General features: G+C 60.5%; 19 protein-coding genes. 15 read left to right on the top strand and 4 right to left on the bottom strand.

What is annotated here, in order from left to right; genetic code table 11:
• Positions 1-100 precede the first annotated feature (100 nt).
• The 13 genes from JWZ97_RS06385 to JWZ97_RS06325 all read left to right on the top strand — a co-directional run bounded on the left by JWZ97_RS06385 (position 101) and on the right by JWZ97_RS06325 (position 11,504).
• Positions 101-1,831 (top strand): fumarate reductase/succinate dehydrogenase flavoprotein subunit, encoded by a 1,731-nt coding sequence (locus tag JWZ97_RS06385; RefSeq protein ID WP_240342513.1) that lies wholly within the window; start codon positions 101-103, stop codon positions 1,829-1,831.
• Between the two features lie 44 nt (positions 1,832-1,875).
• On the top strand, positions 1,876-2,196 hold the full coding sequence (locus JWZ97_RS06380) for a DUF3303 domain-containing protein (RefSeq protein ID WP_205433962.1): 321 nt from the start codon (positions 1,876-1,878) through the stop codon (positions 2,194-2,196).
• Between the two features lie 9 nt (positions 2,197-2,205).
• On the top strand, positions 2,206-2,436 hold the full coding sequence (locus tag JWZ97_RS06375; RefSeq protein ID WP_205433961.1) for a ferredoxin family protein: 231 nt from the start codon (positions 2,206-2,208) through the stop codon (positions 2,434-2,436).
• Positions 2,437-2,441: 5 nt separating this feature from the next.
• Positions 2,442-3,896 (top strand): ABC transporter substrate-binding protein, encoded by a 1,455-nt coding sequence (locus tag JWZ97_RS06370; protein WP_205433960.1) that lies wholly within the window; start codon positions 2,442-2,444, stop codon positions 3,894-3,896.
• Positions 3,893-4,570 (top strand): HAD family hydrolase, encoded by a 678-nt coding sequence (locus JWZ97_RS06365; RefSeq protein WP_205433959.1) that lies wholly within the window; start codon positions 3,893-3,895, stop codon positions 4,568-4,570. The genes JWZ97_RS06370 and JWZ97_RS06365 overlap by 4 nt, the downstream gene beginning before the upstream one ends.
• A gap of 202 nt (positions 4,571-4,772) precedes the next feature.
• Positions 4,773-5,528, top strand: coding sequence for a CPBP family intramembrane glutamic endopeptidase (locus tag JWZ97_RS06360; RefSeq protein ID WP_205433958.1), 756 nt, complete (start codon positions 4,773-4,775; stop codon positions 5,526-5,528).
• Between the two features lie 150 nt (positions 5,529-5,678).
• Positions 5,679-6,461 (top strand): class D beta-lactamase, encoded by a 783-nt coding sequence (blaOXA, locus tag JWZ97_RS06355; protein ID WP_205433957.1) that lies wholly within the window; start codon positions 5,679-5,681, stop codon positions 6,459-6,461.
• Between the two features lie 143 nt (positions 6,462-6,604).
• Positions 6,605-7,168 carry a cysteine hydrolase family protein gene (locus tag JWZ97_RS06350; RefSeq protein ID WP_205433956.1) on the top strand — a complete coding sequence of 188 codons (564 nt, stop codon included), beginning with the start codon at positions 6,605-6,607 and terminating at the stop codon, positions 7,166-7,168.
• 280 nt (positions 7,169-7,448) lie between these two features.
• Positions 7,449-8,078: a LysE family translocator gene (locus JWZ97_RS06345; RefSeq protein WP_205433955.1), complete on the top strand. Its 630-nt coding sequence runs from the start codon at positions 7,449-7,451 to the stop codon at positions 8,076-8,078.
• 10 nt (positions 8,079-8,088) lie between these two features.
• Positions 8,089-8,880: an ABC transporter permease gene (locus JWZ97_RS06340; protein ID WP_205433954.1), complete on the top strand. Its 792-nt coding sequence runs from the start codon at positions 8,089-8,091 to the stop codon at positions 8,878-8,880.
• 169 nt (positions 8,881-9,049) lie between these two features.
• The gene (locus JWZ97_RS06335) at positions 9,050-9,868 is read left to right on the top strand and encodes an ABC transporter ATP-binding protein (RefSeq protein WP_205433953.1); all 819 of its coding nucleotides are present in this window, start codon (positions 9,050-9,052) and stop codon (positions 9,866-9,868) included.
• 118 nt (positions 9,869-9,986) lie between these two features.
• The gene (locus tag JWZ97_RS06330) at positions 9,987-10,487 is read left to right on the top strand and encodes a GNAT family N-acetyltransferase (protein ID WP_205433952.1); all 501 of its coding nucleotides are present in this window, start codon (positions 9,987-9,989) and stop codon (positions 10,485-10,487) included.
• Between the two features lie 36 nt (positions 10,488-10,523).
• Positions 10,524-11,504 (top strand): HEAT repeat domain-containing protein, encoded by a 981-nt coding sequence (locus JWZ97_RS06325; RefSeq protein WP_205433951.1) that lies wholly within the window; start codon positions 10,524-10,526, stop codon positions 11,502-11,504.
• A 151-nt stretch (positions 11,505-11,655) separates the two neighbouring features.
• Here JWZ97_RS06325 and JWZ97_RS06320 read toward each other — a convergent pair whose 3' ends face one another.
• Positions 11,656-12,405, bottom strand: coding sequence for an HAD family hydrolase (locus tag JWZ97_RS06320; protein ID WP_205433950.1), 750 nt, complete (start codon positions 12,403-12,405; stop codon positions 11,656-11,658).
• A 524-nt stretch (positions 12,406-12,929) separates the two neighbouring features.
• Here JWZ97_RS06320 and JWZ97_RS06315 point away from each other — a divergent pair.
• The gene (locus JWZ97_RS06315; protein ID WP_240342512.1) at positions 12,930-14,102 is read left to right on the top strand and encodes a hypothetical protein; all 1,173 of its coding nucleotides are present in this window, start codon (positions 12,930-12,932) and stop codon (positions 14,100-14,102) included.
• Positions 14,103-14,124: 22 nt separating this feature from the next.
• On the opposite strand, the gene JWZ97_RS06310 is transcribed toward JWZ97_RS06315, so the two are convergent.
• Positions 14,125-15,060 carry a LysR family transcriptional regulator gene (locus tag JWZ97_RS06310; protein WP_205433949.1) on the bottom strand — a complete coding sequence of 312 codons (936 nt, stop codon included), beginning with the start codon at positions 15,058-15,060 and terminating at the stop codon, positions 14,125-14,127.
• A gap of 99 nt (positions 15,061-15,159) precedes the next feature.
• On the opposite strand from JWZ97_RS06310, the gene JWZ97_RS06305 reads away from it, so the two are divergent.
• Positions 15,160-15,762: an FMN-dependent NADH-azoreductase gene (locus JWZ97_RS06305; RefSeq protein WP_205433948.1), complete on the top strand. Its 603-nt coding sequence runs from the start codon at positions 15,160-15,162 to the stop codon at positions 15,760-15,762.
• A gap of 168 nt (positions 15,763-15,930) precedes the next feature.
• On the opposite strand, the gene JWZ97_RS06300 is transcribed toward JWZ97_RS06305, so the two are convergent.
• Positions 15,931-16,164: a hypothetical protein gene (locus JWZ97_RS06300; protein WP_205433947.1), complete on the bottom strand. Its 234-nt coding sequence runs from the start codon at positions 16,162-16,164 to the stop codon at positions 15,931-15,933.
• A 47-nt stretch (positions 16,165-16,211) separates the two neighbouring features.
• Positions 16,212-17,372 carry an FIST N-terminal domain-containing protein gene (locus JWZ97_RS06295; RefSeq protein ID WP_205433946.1) on the bottom strand — a complete coding sequence of 387 codons (1,161 nt, stop codon included), beginning with the start codon at positions 17,370-17,372 and terminating at the stop codon, positions 16,212-16,214.
• Positions 17,373-17,423 lie beyond the last annotated feature (51 nt).

The raw sequence follows: 17,423 nt of genomic DNA, 5'->3' as shown, positions 1-17,423 counted from the left end.
ACGACGTTCGGAGGAACCCGTTGAAGGGCTAAGCCCTTGATTCAACGAGGGCGTCCATCAGGTAGTGCGATGGCCCGTGGCTTGCAGGCCATCGCCGATCATGACCCTGAACCTCACCGAACGCACCGTCGACGTCCTCGTCATCGGCGGCGGCACCGCCGGCCCCATGGCCGCCGTCAAGGCCAAACAGGCCAACCCCGACCTCAATGTCTTGCTGCTGGAAAAGGCCAACGTCAAGCGCAGCGGCGCCATCTCCATGGGCATGGACGGGCTCAACAACGCGGTGGTACCGGGCCACGCCACGCCCGAGCAATACGTCCGGGAGATCACCATCGCCAACGACGGCATCGTCAACCAGAAGACGGTGATGGCCTATGCCGAGAACAGCTTTCCCATGATAGAGGAGTTGGCGCGCTGGGGCGTCAAGTTCGAGCGCGACGGGACCGGCGATTACGCGGTCAAGAAGGTGCACCACATGGGCACTTACGTGCTGCCCATGCCGGAAGGACACGACATCAAGAAGGTGTTGTACAAGCAGCTCAAGCGGCACCGCGTGGCGATCGAGAACCGCCTGGTGGCGACGCGATTGCTCACGGCGGCCGACGGCAGCATCGCCGGGGTCATGGCTTTCGACTGCCGCACCGCCGAGTTCCACGTCATCCGCGCCAAGGCCGTGGTGCTCAGCACCGGCGCCGCCGGACGGCTGGGCTTACCGGCGTCCGGCTATCTGTTCGGCACTTACGAGAATCCCACCAACGCGGGCGACGGCTACAGCATGGCCTACCACGCCGGGGCCGAGTTGACCGGCATCGAGTGCTTCCAGATCAATCCGCTGATCAAGGACTACAACGGCCCGGCTTGCGCCTACGTCACCGGCCCGTTCGGCGGCTACACCGCCAATAACCGCGGCCAGCGCTTCATCGAGTGCGACTACTGGAGCGGGCAGATGATGTGGGAGTTCCACCAGGAGTTGGAAGGCGGCAAGGGCCCGGTGTTCCTCAAGCTGGACCATTTGGCCGACGAGACCATTTCCACCATAGAGCACATCCTCCACACCAACGAGCGACCCAGCCGCGGGCGCTTCCACGCCGGTCGCGGCACCGACTACCGGAAACGCATGGTCGAGATGCACATCTCGGAAATCGGCCTGTGCAGCGGCCATTCCGCCTCGGGCGTGTGGGTGAACGAACACGCCGAGACCACCGTGCCCGGCCTGCATGCGGCGGGCGATCTGGCCGGCGTGCCGCACAATTACATGCTGGGCGCCTTCGTCTACGGCAAGCTGGCGGGCGAGAGCGCGGCGCGCTACTGCGCCGATCATGAACTACCCGCACTGGATGAACAGCAGGTCGCGGCCGAACGAGCCCACGTCTACGGGCCGCTGCAACGTGACCGGGGCCTGCCTCCGAATCAGGTGGAATATAAGCTGCGCCGGCTGGTCAACGACTATCTCCAGCCGCCCAAGGTCACGCGCAAAATGGAGATCGGCCTGGAACGCTTCGAAGGGATACGGACTGACCTGGATGCCCTGCACGCCCGCGACGCCCACGAGCTGATGCGCGCCATGGAAGTCCATTTCATCCTGGACTGCGCCGAGATGGCCGCCCGCGCCTCGCTCTATCGCACCGAAAGCCGCTGGGGCCTGTACCACGCCCGCCTGGATTACCCCGAGCGCGACGACGAGAATTGGTATGTCCACGTGCAGTTGCACAAGGACGAAAACGGCCGGATGACTTGCTACAAGCGGCCGGTAGCCCCCTATCTGGTGCCCATCGCGGAACAGGAAAAATCGGCTTACCGGAAGCTGCGCGTGGCCAGACAACAGCCGTGAGGCTGATCAAGCCAGTCGCCCCATTTTAACCCCCAGGAGGGCTAATGCTGTTCATGGTCATCGAGCACTTTCCAAACAACGACATGGTGCCTATCTATCAGCGGCTCCAAGAGCGGGGCCGGATGCTGCCGGAAGGATTGAGGTATATCGACAGTTGGGTGGAGCCCAATTTCAGCCGTTGCTTTCAACTGATGGAGTGCGACGACGCAAGCCTCCTGCAACAATGGGTTTTACAGTGGCGCGGCTCAATTGTTCGGTTCGAGTTCATACCCGTTGTCACCAGTGCGCAAACCCAAGCTATCGTAGCGCCGCACTTGGGTCAGGCGCGTTCAGCAGAGCCGGCTTGGGAAAGCGCCAGCGTATGAGGAGCCGAGGTGAGCGTGTCTAGCCCCGCCGTTTTCCCGGTTACCGTCGACACCGAAAAGTGCATCGCCCACAAGGGCTGTACGGTGTGCATCGACGTCTGTCCTCTGGACGTGCTGGCTATCGATCAGGCTACCGGCAAGGCGCACATGAAATACGACGAATGCTGGTATTGCCTGCCTTGCGAGAAGGATTGCCCGACCGGTGCGCTCCATGTCGACATCCCTTATCTGCTGCGCTGAATCCCATGAAATACTTATCTGCCCTCGCCGCCCTGCTGTTTATCGCCTCGGCCCAGGCCGAAACCATCCGTGTCGCCATCGGCACGCAGGACACGACCATCAACTGCGCCACCGGCGGTCTGCTGATCCGCGAGCTCAAACTGCTGGAGAAATACCTGCCGCACGACGGCAAATACAAGGATGCCAAATACGACATCATCTGGAAGAATTTCACCTCGGGTGCGCCGCTGACCAATGAGATGGTGGCCGGCAAGCTGGACATTGGCTCCATGGCCGACTTTCCCGGTTCGGCCAATGCCGCGGCTTTCCAGAAGGCCGGCAAGCGCAGCGTGTTCGTCACCGTGCTGTCGGGCAGTACGCTGGGCTCCGGCAACGGCATCGTGGTGCCGAAGGATTCGCCTATCACCTCGCTGGCGGAACTCAAGGGCAAGACCCTCTCCGTGCCTTTCGCCTCCACCGCCCACGGCATGCTGCTGCGCGCCGTGCAGGCCCAAGGCCTGGACCCGAGCAAGGACCTCAACATCGTCGCCCAGCCGCCGGAAGTGGCCGGGCCAGCCTTGCAGACCGGCAAGATCGAAGCGCACGCTGACTTCGTGCCTTTCGCGGAGCTGTTCGCCTACCGAGGTTTTGCCCGCAAGATCTATGACGGTGCCCAGGCCAACACGCCCACCTTCCACGGCAGTCTGGTCGATGCCGCCTATGCGGAGAAATACCCGGAAGTCGTCGTCGCCTTCCTGCGCGCCGCCATCGAGGCCGAAAGCCTGATCGCCGCGGAACCCGAAAAATACAGCGAGCTGATCGAAAAACTCACCGGCGTCGAGGCTGCGGTGAGCTACCTATATCACGGGCCTCTGGGCCTGCAGACCCGCGACTTCAGCTGGAAGCCTGAATTCCGCCAGGCGCTGCAGACCTCCATAGACACGCTCAAGCTCTTGCGTCGCACCGACACCGACCTGGATGCCGCGCGGCTGATAGACGACCGCTATATACGCGAGGCCTACAAGCTGTCCGGCCTGGATTACGACGCACGGCTGAAGAATTACGCCAAACACCCGCTGCAAGCCAACGACGCCCTGACTGGCAAGCCCATTGCCGACACCGGGCGCGTGGCGGATATCTGGGTGCGCGGCGAGCCCAAGGTGCGCCATTACGCCGCCGCTGAAACGGCCTTCACCGACCTGCGCAAGATCGAAGCCGCCGGCCACACGGCGCGCGCCGTCTACGTTCACGACCTGAAGCATGGCATCAAGCTGCTGGCGCCGCTGGCCTACTTCGTTGCCGAACCCCAAGGTCAAATCGCCGCCTTCCTGCAAAAGGACGAAGCCGACGCCTATGCCCGCGAGCACGGCGGGAAGCTTAGGGATTACGCGTCGCTGCGATCGGACACGGCCCAGACGGCCGGCTTGGATACCCGCTTTCAGGCAGGGAGAGGGCAGGGTGAGGGTCAAAACCGGAAATGAACCGACGTCCGAGGTTCATACTCATCGACCTGGACGACACCCTGCTCGACGAGCGTACCGCGTCGCGCCAGGCTTTCGGCGCTTTCGTGCAAGCGCACGGCGAGTTGCTGAAGACGTCCACGGAAGCCGAACTGTTCGCCCGCTGGCGCGTCATCGCCGCCCGCCATTGGCAACGCTACGAGCGGGGCGAAATCGGCTGTCGCGAACAGCGGCGCCGACGCATCCGCGAATTTCTGGGTGCCGAACTGAGTGACGCCGAAGCCGACGAAGCCTTCCGGCCGTATCTGCAGGCCTATGAAGCCGCCTGGACGCTGTTTCCCGATGTCGCCGATTTTCTCGAACGCACCGGCGACATACCCAAGGCCATCGTCACCAACGGCGACCGAACCCAACAACGACGTAAGGTCGCCGTGACCGGGCTGGGCGAGCACGTGGCAGGCATCGTGACGCCCGAAGACTGTGGTTACTGGAAACCTCACCGCGCCATGTTCGAAGCCGCCGTCCGGTTGCTAGGTGCCCAAACGGCGGACTGCCTGATGATAGGCGACGACGAGCAGCGGGACATTGCACCCGCAAGGGTGCTGGGGATGGCGTGGTTTCACGTCGAGCGGGAAAAGGCGCACGGCGGGCTGGAGCATGCTTGGGCTCATGCCGATGAGCCCATAGCAAAGTAGGATGGGTGCAGCGCAGCGTAACCCATCGTACGGCGGTGATTGATGGCGCGCGGCTGTCGCCTTCACCCATCCTACAAAACTGCCGGCAAGATATTATGGTGACATACGGCGGGTTATAGGGACCGCGAATATATTACGAGTACCTCGATTGATGCGCTTCGTTCCTCAGCACATCCTATAGGTATCGGAAAGCAGGAAGACCATGCGCATAATTAGCGTTGAGTTAGGGAAAACCGCCGCAATCAGGAGATTCTTATTCATAGCCTTTCTCTATGCCGCTGTCTCCGCGGAAGTAGATGCCTTTTTCCTTCGGGAAGACAACGAGTACTTGGGCTGGTTAAGCGAGCAGGGGCGTATTAATTTTGCCCATATCGCCGCCAGCCTTGCCGGCTTTTCCGTGGTCTTGTTGCTGGCTTTTGGCTACGCGGGATGTACTGATGAAACCGATTATCTGAGGGATGCAGGATGGAAAAGAGTGAGCTTTCGGTATCTAGTTTTGGGCGCGTTGATCGGTACAGCTACCGCCGTAACGGCAATGGTTTTGCGGGATACCGCATTGTTCAAGCATGGACTTCATATCAATATATCATCAAGCGGTTTGGCGCATAAGAATTCAGTGTACGGAGTGTCTGTATGGGCGGCCATTAAGATTTTACTGGTGCCGCCCATAGAAGAATTTGTTTTCCGCGGAGTGCTTTTCAAGGAGCTTGGCCGGGCTTGGGGCACTGTTTCATCCGGGTTCATGGTAACCGTGTTATTCGTTATTGCGCATATGGCGTCGGCCCAAGGGAATTTCGGTTCCCTTTTTATGATTGCAGTGTTTGGGGCAATAGTTATGACAGCAAGAATAATTACCAAATCTTTGGCGCCCGGCATGGTGATGCATGGCGCTCACAATTTGGTTGTGGCGATTTGGATGATTGCTATATCCGCCAGGTTCACAGGAACGGAGACCTAAGCCAGGCTCCGAGTTTTTGCTTTGGAATCCGGTAACGCGAAGCTGTTGCTTCATAGTTCAGGAGGCTACAAGCAGTGCTTCAAATTAGCGAAATAGAAGCGACAAGATAAGCGATAAACAAGTTGAGCAATATGTAGGTAAGAGAGAGTTATGAAAAATCTATTCGCCGTACTTATTCTGTTGATCGTTAACCAAGCTCATGCTCTCGATTGGCAGAATAGCGAGGTGATTGGAAAACTGTTCTCTGATGCGGGCGTGCACGGCACTTTCGTTCTGTACGACGTTAGCGCAGATCGATTCACCGGGCACGACCGTTTCCGTGCCGAGACGCGCTTTGTTCCGGCTTCGACCTTCAAAATTCCCAATAGCCTGATAGGCCTTTCCGTGGGAGCAGTAAAAGGTGTCGATGAAGTGCTGCCCTACGGTGGAAAGCCGCAGCCGATCAAGGCGTGGGAGCAGGACATGGGGTTGCGCGAGGCCATCAAGATTTCCAACGTGCCGGTATATCAGGAACTTGCTCGCCGCATAGGCCTTAAACGTATGCGCGAAAATGTTGCCCGGCTGGGTTACGGCAACGGAGAAATCGGCACTGTCGTCGACAACTTCTGGCTGACCGGTCCGCTAAAGATCAGCGCGATAGAGCAAACCCAATTCCTCGCCCAGCTGGCACGTGACGAGCTGCCCTTTCCCAAGGACGCACAGGCCAAAGTACGCGAGCTCGTCCAATTGGAACAGGGCAATGGCTGGATCCTTTACGGCAAGACCGGCTGGGCCGATACCGCCGACCCGGATATAGGCTGGTGGGTCGGGTGGGTGCTCAAAAATAAGCATCTATCCAGTTTTGCTTTGAATATCGACATGAAAGATAAATCGGATGCACCCAAACGCATCGAGTTGGGAAAAGCCAGCCTCAAACTATTGGGCGCACTTTAATTTACAAAAGCAGGCTGGGCATGGCGAAGCGAGTATGCCCACCGTGCCGAACCTGACGACTCAAGCGTGTCAAGCGTGATGACGGCGATTTACGGTCTGGACCCTATGCTCGAGGGCGGCAGGCGTTATTCCAAGGAGCTGCAATGGCAAGCGTGCGAGACGGTAACCAAGGAATCCTACTGGTGGTCGACGTGCAGGTCGGCGTGATGAGCGAAGCCTGGGACGCCCCCCGCATCATCAAGAACATTGTAAGGGCCGTTGAGCGCGCCCGCGCCCAGGACATTCCGGTGATATGGGCGCAGCACTCAGACGAGGAACTGGTGTCTGGGAGTCCGGATTGGCAGTGGGTGCCCGAATTGGTAGCTGCCCAGGGGGAACTGGTGATCCACAAGCATTTCAATTCGTCGTTTGAGCAAACGATACTTGAAGATCAACTCGCTGAGTTCGGCGCGACTCACATCGTGCTGGCCGGAGCTGCGACCAACTGGTGCATACGCGCCACGGCATATGGTGCACTGGAACGCGGTTACGACCTGACTCTGGTCAAGGACGCACATACTACCAACACCATAGAGCTCAAGAATGGAGCGAAGATAGATGCGGCAAACATCATTCAGGAACTCAATATCGCGATGAACTGGGTGAGTTACCCGGGCCGGAGGAACGCTACCGCAACGGCGGAGGAAGTTGAGTTCACCATGCGGTAGCCGGGCATTTACCGCCGATTTATTCGGTAATCGCATCGAGCTGGTACAGCGTAAGGTTTTATTAGCTCGGGGTTGCCACCTACACCCCTTCCCGCTGAATTAAGTAGGGTAAGGACACATACCATGAAAAACCATTTTCTACGCATCATCCTGTTTGTTGTCTTGCCCCTCTGCCTTTTGATCTCGGCATCGACGGTGCGCGCGGCTCCCATCCGGAAAGGGCACGTACTCAGGCATATACTTAATCCATAAACCTGCAAAGACCACTATTCATAAGCCCATGTCAGGCATCCACGACCTGCCCCTATTCCTCATTTCCAGCCTGTTGCTGAATATCACGCCGGGCGCGGATACGCTTTATATCGTGGCGCGGAGCGCGGCTCAGGGTAGCCGGGCCGGGATGGTGGCAACCCTGGGGACGGCCATGGGTTGCAACGTGCATATATTCGGCGCGGCCCTGGGTTTGTCGGCTTTGCTGGCGGCGTCCGCGACGGCGTTTACAGCGGTGAAATTGATAGGTGGCGCTTATCTCGTTTATATGGGTATTTCCCTGTGCCGTGATACTTCGAAATTACCGGCCGACACATTGGCGGTAGAGCCGGTTTCGCTGCCGCGGATCTTCGGCCAGGGTTTTCTGACCGATGTGCTCAATCCCAAGGTCGCGCTGTTTTTTCTGGCCTTTCTCCCGCAATTCATCGAGCCGTCCGCGCCGGACAAGGCCTTGGCCTTCGTGATGCTCGGGCTGATATTCAACGTCAGCGGGACGATTTGGTGCTTTTTCCTGGCCTGGACCACCGCCTATCTGGGCGGGCGCATGGCCTTAGGCCGCCGGCTTGCGGCTTGGTTGAGCCGCGCCGCGGGCGGAATATTCGTCGCCTTGGGGATCAAGCTTGTCGTCGACCCAGCCTGATAAGCCGAAGGTGGCGAGCGGTAGATTTTCCGATGTGCCGCGCTTGGCCGTGTCGGCCGCCGCGCTCGCAGCCTGCGTGGCGATATGGCAGCTGCTGGCCTCGGGGCATGTCGATCTACACTTCGTCACCTTCGCCAACGTGCCGCCGCCGGCCGAGGTGCTGGACGCGGCTTGGGAATTGGCCCGTTCACCCAAGCTCGTGCAGCATCTGGGCAGCAGCTTGTCGCGCATCGCCGCCGGCTTCGCTCTGGCAGCATCGCTGGGCATAGGGCTGGGGCTGGCCATAGGCCGGCTGCGCTGGGTGCACGCCACCCTGCTGCCGCCGCTGGAAGTGTTGCGGCCGATACCGGCGGTAGCCTGGATACCCTTGGCCATCCTGATGTTTCCCTCGTCGGAAGGCAGCATGATCTTCATCACCTTCATCGGCGCGCTTTTTCCGATATTGCTCAACACCATCCATGGCGTCGAGTCGCTGGATCCGCGCCTGGTCGCGTCGGCGCGCAGCCTGGGTTGCCGCGGCTTGCGGCTCTATGCGGAAGTGATTGCGCCGGGCGCAGCGCCCAGCATCGTCACGGGGCTGTCCATCGGCATGGGAACCTGCTGGTTCTGCCTGGTGACGGCGGAAATGATCTCCGGCCAGTTCGGCATCGGCTATTACACCTGGGAGGCCTACACCATACAGAACTACGCCGACATCGTGGTCGGCATGTTGCTGATCGGCGCTCTGGGCATGGGCAGTAGTGCGCTGATACGGAGTTTGGGGCGCTGCTGGATGCCTTGGGCGTATGGGGTGGGGCGATGATTTGGGATATTTCTGTATCGCCGGGCGGCATGCTTGCGGGAAGCGGCTTCCGCCCCCGATTCCTTGCGCCCGATCGCGGGATGAAGCCCGCTCCCACGCGAGCCCCTGCATGGGATCGCTGGGATTCCCTTGGGTCATCCCAGCCTACATCGGCGAATGGGGATGGCGGATGAACGAATCCTCCTCCATCGAAGCCGAGCGTTTGTCCATCGTGCTGGGTCAAGGCGGGCAGGCTTTCGAGGCCGTGCATGAGCTGAGCTTTCGTGCCGCGCCGGGCGAATTCGTCTGCGTGCTGGGTCCCTCCGGTTGCGGCAAGTCCACGCTGCTGGGCGCGCTGGCGGGTCATCTGCCCATTGCGCGCGGTGAGTTGCGGGTCGACGGCCGGCCGGTGGTCGGTCCCAGTCCCGAGCGCGGCCTGGTATTCCAGCAGCACACGCTGTTCCCGTGGAGGACGGTGGAGGACAACGTCGCCTTCGGCCTGAAGATGAAAGGTGTGCCGGCACGCGAGCGGCGGGCGCAAGCGCGCGAGCTGCTGCAATCGGTGGGCCTGGCCGGCTTCGAGGCGCGTTATCCCGCCCAGCTTTCCGGCGGCATGCAACAGCGGGTGGAAATCGCCCGTGTGCTCGTGACCCATCCTCGCCTGCTGCTGATGGACGAGCCTTTCGGCGCACTCGACGCGCTCACGCGGGTATACATGCAGGAACTGCTGCTCGACGTCTGGTCGCGCATCCGCACCACGGTGGTCTTCATCACCCACGACATCGACGAGGCCTTGTTCCTGGCCGACCGCATCCTGGTGATGAGCCCCAGGCCCGGCCGCATCCTTGAGGATTTGCCGCTCGACTTCGCGCGGCCACGCCACGCCGACCTGCTGACCGAGCCGGATTTTGTCGCGCTCAAACGCCATTGTCTGAACTTGTTGAACCCGGAATTCGGGGCCGAATTGCCGCCGTATCTCCCGCAAACCGATTTGCCAGGTCCCGCATAGGCACTTTGCCGGCGGCGGGGAGAGTCAATTCCGCCGGTCCGCCGAATTAACGACGAGAGGAATCAGCATAATCATGCAACCCACACTAACATCCAGCCGTTTGCTCCTGCGCCCGTATGTGCTCGCCGATGCGGGCGACGTGCAGCGTCTGGTCGGCGATGTTCGCATCGCGAGCACCACGACGAACATCCCTCATCCTTACCCGGATGGCGCTGCCGAAGCCTGGATAGAATCCCATGCACCCGGTTACCGGGCGCGGCAACGGGTGGCGTTTGCCGTCGTGCTCGCTGACATTTCCGAACTCATCGGAACCGTCAGCCTGATCGATATTTCTTTGGAGCATTCGCGTGCGGAGCTTGCCTACTGGATCGCAGTCGACCATTGGGGAAATGGCTACTGCACGGAAGGCGTAGGCAGGCTGATCCGATTTGCCCACGAGCATCTTTCCATCAGCCGGTTTGTCGCTCGGTGCCTCGCTAGAAACCCCGCTTCTGCGCGTGTGCTGGAAAAGGCCGGGTTGAGTCGTGAAGGTTTTTTGCCGAAGCATGCGGTAAAGAATGGGCAATTCGAAGACCTTCTTTTGTATGGACTCAATCTTCCGGATCGCGTCCAGCGCTGACACGGTTTGCTTTAGATATTCTTTGGGATACCCGCCATGACCCCGATCGACATCGATGTTCTCCCTCCCGAACTGCAAGCCCGCTTGGGCGATGCCGACGCCAGCGTGCGCCGCATCGCTCTGATCGAACTGGCCGACGAGCAGGACGAGGATCATCTGCCCTGGTTGATTGCCGGCTTGTCCGACCCGGACGCGGAGTTGCGGACCGAAGCCGCCCGACTCTTGGCCGGCTGGGAAACGCCGGAGGTTGTCGAAGCGCTCGCCGCGGCCTTGCGAGACGAATCGGAGGCGGTGCGTCTGGCGGTGGCCCAGACCTTGAGCGAACTCAAGAGCGCCGAGGCCGCGCCCTGGCTACTGCCCTTGGCCGGCGATGCCGATGCTTTCGTCCGCGCCGCCGGCCTGCGCGCCTTGCGCGAATTGCGCGTGTCCGCGGCAGTCGGACCGGCGCTGGCCTCGCTGGGGCATCCGTCCGCCGCCGTTCGTCTGGAGGCGGTGGGCGTGCTGGGCTGGCTCAAGCAGCGGGCGGCCCTGCCGGAACTGGCGCGCCTGGCGAACGGCGATCCCGACCCCGAGGTGCGCCGGGCGGCCACCGGCGCACTGGGTTTGGCGGACGCCGCACAAGCCGAGCAAGCCCGGATCGCTGAAACCGCCCTGGTCCGGGCGCTGGCCGATGTCGCCTGGACGGTGCGCGAGGAGGCGGCCGCGACCCTGGGCAAGCTGAAGCTGACCGGTGGCGTGCCCAACTTAGTCGCCGCCTTGGACGACGAATATTGGCAGGTGCGCCTCAAGGCGACACGCGCCTTGGGCCAATTGCGCGCGACCACCGCCGTTTCTGCGGTCGGCCGCTTGCTGGACCAGCAGGCGATCAGCAATCTGCGCAAGGAAGCTGCCGTTGCCCTCGGCGAAATCGGCGATCCGGCAGCTTTGCCTCTGCTGGAATCCGCCGAAGCCGATCCCGATCCCGAGGTACGCAAGCTCGCACGCTTAGCCCGGACCCGGTTAGTTGCCGGGGAGTGAAGCCAGCCGTAGGTCGGGCATGCCGTTGGCGTTGACCAAGCTATCTCGTCAACGGAAGAGCTGGGCGTATTCCGCACACAAGGTTTGAATAACGATAGGGCGTTCTTTGTGAGCAGAACTATCGTATGGCGATATTTTGTCCGTCTCGCGCTCAGGATAAAAACTCGTCAAGACGATAATGTTTAAATCCATGAGCTATTGCCAGGTTTTTGTCTTCAGCGCTGTTGTATCCCCATAGTGCGAGAAATAATTGCACGGGGGTTAGCTCGGGCTCTTGCCTGACTTTCAACAGCGTCGGCAGCCTGTCCTCGACAAAACGTAGAGTTTGACCCGGATGGCGCGTCAGCAGTATTTTTAATATCTCGGGTTTGCCCATATTGCGATCGAGGCCAAAAATTCGATCTTCGGGCAACTCGATATTGCTGGCGTCGAGGATCATTTTCACGAAGCGTTCCTGCTTCGTGGTAATGACATACCAGGTGCCGGTTTTATTGAATTGAATTAGTTTCTCCGCCACACCGGGATAAAGCGGATTTTGTCGAGTCCAATCGGTTTTATCGCCGGATATCCATGCGTCTCGGGTTTCGCCGAATAATTTCTTTAAGTCCTCGCTATCGACTTGTGCGTGTTGCATCAGGTTTCGAAATTCATCCGCATGGCCCTTATATAGGGTTTCGATAGACGCTCCCAAATAAAGCATGCGCATGGTTAGTATGGCTTCATAGCCAGTTTCTATGATGGGTCTGACTTGGCGGAACAGATCGATCATGTCGGGCGGCACTTCTTCAGACATGTCGTTCCAAATGCGACCGGCCGCTTTCCATCCTGACATGCCGGTTTCGATTGCGCTATCGCAGATGACGCCATCGAAATCGAGCGCGTAAACAATAGTATCGTTCATCTATGAAGGGGATGTTTTTTTAGTGATTAATATTTTCAAGACCTAATCACAAGATAGGCCATGAGGCATAAACCATTATTCATGGCTAGGCGATAAGTGCTCTAAATGATTTTTAGAAGAGCGCCGTGACCTGTTAATAGGTGGTCCGATGATATGGCGTCCATTCACCGTGTGTAAAACATCCCCCTCGCGGAGCGGTTTGCAACTTGAACGTCCTGTTTCATCTTGTTTACATCAGGCCTCATCATCGCCACACGATGGGCTGAAAACCGCGGACGCTCAGCGCATATCGTGAGCAATGCCCTCCGCTTAGCGGATGATTTCTGTCGGAGCCCGGCAGCCGTCGTAGGTGCTGGGCGTTCTGCCCATGCAAAACCACAGGGCATTGGCTTCAAGGGCAAATCGACAGGGCGCCGAGGTGTTACGGCCACATTGAGCCTTTCAAATTCTCGGCGATAGCGGTGACAATCGCATTGTCGGGGCGTTGCTGTTTCCACGCAAAGCTAGCGTTAGCGGGGGGATGTATGGTGTACCGGATCGGCCTGATTCTCGTCGTTCTCATGCTGCCGATATCCGGCGGAGCCGACGTCATCCATCGGGAGGCTCAGGTCTCCGACGAATCGCTGGAAGCGCTGAATTACCTGCTGGGCTTTGTCGGACCGTCGCGAGTCGACCTACGACAGTTCAAACCCGACAAGATCACGGCGGTCTTGAAGTTTCTGGCCGCGCCAAAAGAACAGGGGACTCTCTATCATGCCGGTGTATCCAACGGTACGCCATCGGCCTACTACGAAGTAGACATCGCCCGCCGTCTGGACCAAATCATCAGGCTCACCTATCACCCCGATATACCGGCCGTTTTCACCGCGCCTTCGACCGTGCGACTCGCGCACTGGGAACAGATCGATACCCGCGACCACCAATTGCCGAAGCTCTGGGAGCCTTTGCCGGAGCCGTTTTCCCCGGTTTTCTTTAGCGGCGTGGAACACCTGGTTAACACGCCGGATCAAACCACCGGGGCTTATTACGGCTACAACCTGTATCGCAGCGTCATACTCACCCGGGTCTCCGGGCGCAATCTCCTGATAAGCCTGTCGCGTCAGGCGGGAACTTCCAGCGTCGGAAGAAGAGGTCTGGTCATCGGTAGCGACGACCGGTGGGACTACCTTTACACCGAGCGACCCGGGTTGAACCGCTTCGGGCTGGGCTGGGTCGACTCCTACATGTACGACTCCTACTCTGTGGCGTTTTACCTGGAAAATCCGGGCGGACCGACCGTTCGGTTCGGGGTATTCAAATGGCTGCGGGCCGGCTGGTCGAACATCAATCTGGTGCGCCGAGCCCACATCTACGGCGGCCTGCAACGCTATGGCGAGGTGTTCAGGCAGATAGTCGAACACTCCGGTGTCGCAAACGTCGCCGCCCTGAGCAAGCGGCTGCTGGAGATTCGACGCCTCCCAGACGATCGATTGCGTGGCGTGGCTCGCGATTATCTGGAGGGGGTCAGGGATCAGGCCGAAACCGCCGGTTTGCTCTCAAAGAATGAGGCGAGAACGGTGTTCGATGAGCGGAGTTATCTGAACGCGATGGGGCGTGAGGCGATGCAATCGGTCGTGGTGCTCGAATACCTGAAACAATTGCTTGGGAAGCCCCATCGGGTAGACCTGAAGCCGCTGCTTCCCGTGCCGTCCGATTGACGCTTGGGGCCGTTCGCCGAACTTAGCCAACCCCCGTTGCGCCAGATTCCGATAGGCGGCGCTCCTGGCAGCGCTGTGCGATACCGTCGCGCAGGAGTTCAGCGATCCGCAGCGCGCCGGGACCGGCGGCATCGTGATCGGCGAAGATCAGATAAAGGGTCGCCCACCGTTCCGCCCCTTCGCGCAGGGGCAGCGGCTTCAATTCACCGGTGACCAGTTCCTGGCGGATGATGTCCTCGGCATACCACGCATAACCGAGTCCCATGCAGGCGGCGCGGATAGAGGTGGCCTTGTGGCTCACCGTCCAGCGTTGCTCGTTGAGCCAGCCCGGAGTGCGCGAGCGCTCCCGGCCCGTGTCGCGGATCACCAGGTGGCGATGTTGGCGCAAGTCTTCCAGCGTGAGTGGGCGGCCGAGCCGGTGCAGGGGATGATCCGGGTGGGCCGCCGCAATGAAGCGCACCTGCATGACCGGGTCGCCGATAAACCCCGGCGGTACCGACGAACCTATGGCCAGATCGACGCGGCCCTCCAGCAGGGCTTCATCGCTGCCGCCGAGCACCGATTCGATCAGCTCGATGCGGGTCTCCGGGTGTTCTTCGGCGAAGCGAGCGAAACACTCCAGCAGCAGCCAGGTGGGGAACATGGCATCCACCGCCAAACGCAACTCCGGTTCCCAGCCGGCCGAGAGACTCGCCGCCGCGCGCTCCAGGCGGACGGCTTCTTCCATCAGTATCTTCCCGCGCCGGTACAGTAGCTGACCGGCCGAGGTCAGCACGGCCTTGCGCCCCTGGATTTCGAACACCTTGACGCCCAACAGCCGCTCCAGTTTCTGTACCGCATAGGTCAGCGTCGATTGGCTTTTGTGCAAGCGGTCGGCGGCCTGTGCGTAACCGCCCGCTTCCACCACGGCAATCAAAGTGCGCCATTGATCCAGGGTGATTTTCGGGAGCGAGGCCATTTAATCGATAAAACCGATTGCTACAGTCGAAATATTCCGCTTTTTTATCAATTAAATCAATCGTCAAATAAGGCCACCGATGATCTAAGGAGGCATGTTATGAAAACGCTTTTACAGCTCAACACCAGCCTGTTCGCGGAACAAGGCCATTCATCCCGCCTGGCGCACCGCTTCGTCCAAGTCTGGCAGGCAGGGAATCCCGATGACCGAGTGATCCTGCGCGATTTGGCCAAGGACCCGGTGCCGCACCTGACGGCCGAACGGGTCCAGGCGTTTCTGGCCCCAGCCGGCGAACGGAGTGCCGGGCAAGAGGCCGTGGTCGCCTACTCCGACGCGCTGATCGACGAACTGCGGCGGGCGGATGTCATCGTGCTGGGCTTGCCGATGTACAACTTCGGCGTGCCCTCGACGCTTAAGGCCTATTTCGACCATGTGGCGCGCTCGGGCGTCACCTTTCGCTACACCGCGGACGGCCCGGTCGGCCTGCTGGGCGACAAAACGGTTTACCTGCTGGCCACCCGCGGCGGCTCTTATCGGGGGACGTCCAAGGACACGCAGACCGCCTACGTGGAGGACTTCTTCAACTTCCTCGGTATCCGCGACATCCGGTTCATCTACGCGGAAGGACTGAATCTCGGCCAGGAGCAGCAGCAGGCCGCCCTCGTCAAAGCCGAAGCCCAAATCGGTCGACTGGCCGCCTGATTGCGTTTTTACTTTCGCAGGAACAAGCCATGACCATCGAACTCACCGGCCCATAGCCAGCCGGGGACTATTTCCCTGCCACTCGGCCTGGGCCAGACCGGGGGGCGCACCGGTCTGTTAAGCGACGGCCGCCGGGCTCATTTGCTATCCCCGGCCGGCCCCTCGCATTTACGAGGCCTGTTCATAGCGCCTCGCATACTCCTGCAGCGCGCCGGGGCCTAGCCGCCGGTGCAGTTGATTGCCCAGGCCTATCAGCACGGCCCGCCAATAGGGCAGGGCATCCTCGGCGGCGGTCGCCTTGCTGCCGCGTGCCAAGTGAAAGGCTTCGAAGAGTTGTTCCAGGCTCATAGCGGGTAGGCTGGCCAAGTAAGTCTTGAGTTGGGCCTGCTGCTCGGGTGTCATGTCATGGATTCCGGATCAATATTCAGATAGGCCGTTGAGGTCCGGCGTCACAGCGGACTGGTGAAGACGGTCAGCACTCCGGTGTAACCGTAAAGGTGGTGGCGGGCGATTTCACCGCCTGCGAAGAAGCCGACCAGGGGCACGTTTTCGCCGAGTTCGCGGTTGACCAGATGGAACTCCGCATGGGGCTCGCCGAAATGCGGTCCGCCTCGACCGGAGCAGCTGATATAAAGCGCACCGTCGATGCGCTGTTTGGCGTCGCAGGCACCGCGGATTTCCCGCACGATGCGCAACAGATCGTGCTTAGCGGCCTCGGCATTGCGCTGGCAGAACGCCAGCCGCATGCCGGGTTTGACGTGATCCGCGACGACCAGCACGCCGCTGTCGCGGCCGACGCCGATCAGATGCCGGACCTCGGTATTCGTGCCGAACAGTCCCGGCTGGGCGGGGACATCCTCGTCCGTCGCGATCAGTCCGGCCAGGGTGGCCGCGAGCATCCGCCGGAGCGGTTCGTCCGCGACGTCGTGCGGCAAATCCAGATCCTCCAGTACGCAATCCAGCGCCCGCTTGCCATCGAGGCTGACGAGGACGTTGCCTTCGGCGCGGGTGATGGTGCGTTGCGGGCCGATAGGCCGACAGCCCTGCGTCACACGCGACAGCAAGGGAACCTCCGGACTGAAGGCAACGCCGGACAAACCGCCGACCAAAATGTCATCGGCAAAATGCAAGGTTTGATTGCGTGCCGAGGAAAGGCCGCCGAACAAATAGCCCGTCGTCGTGCGCCCGCTCAGCTGCCGGAGTTGCCGGGGCAAGTCTTCGGTGGCGCCGTTGGCGTGGACCAGCGCGGTGAAGGCTTCGCAACCCGGCGTCGCTGCGTCCAGGGCTTGCGGCCCTGCAAACACGCGGAAGTTTTCCGTCGGCAGGCAGCCCAGCATGAGCACCATCGCCGGCTCGTCGATGTATTCCACGGAGCCTGCGGCGACGCCGATGCCCACGGTGCCGACCCAGTGCGTTTCCGGCGCACGCTCGCGCAGGGCATCGAGTATGGCCCCGGCAGCCTGCGCGTAGTGATCGGTCAGGTAACACCACCCCAGGGTGGGCTTTGCCTGCTGACACTGCTCGAGCTGCTGACGAATCCGGCTCCAGCACCGGTCCAGGGCTATCCGCCAATCGGCATGGCCGGCGTGGGCTTGAATGAAACTGGTCATGGCCGTCGTTGCGTCTTAAAAGTTGATGAGGGTGAACCGCTGCCGTCGACA

Source organism: Methylococcus sp. EFPC2, assembly GCF_016925495.1.
In the GTDB taxonomy this organism is placed as follows: Bacteria; Pseudomonadota; Gammaproteobacteria; order Methylococcales; family Methylococcaceae; genus EFPC2.
The sequence above is the reverse complement of the archived record's forward strand: the minus strand, read 5'-3'. Positions and strand labels throughout refer to the sequence as shown.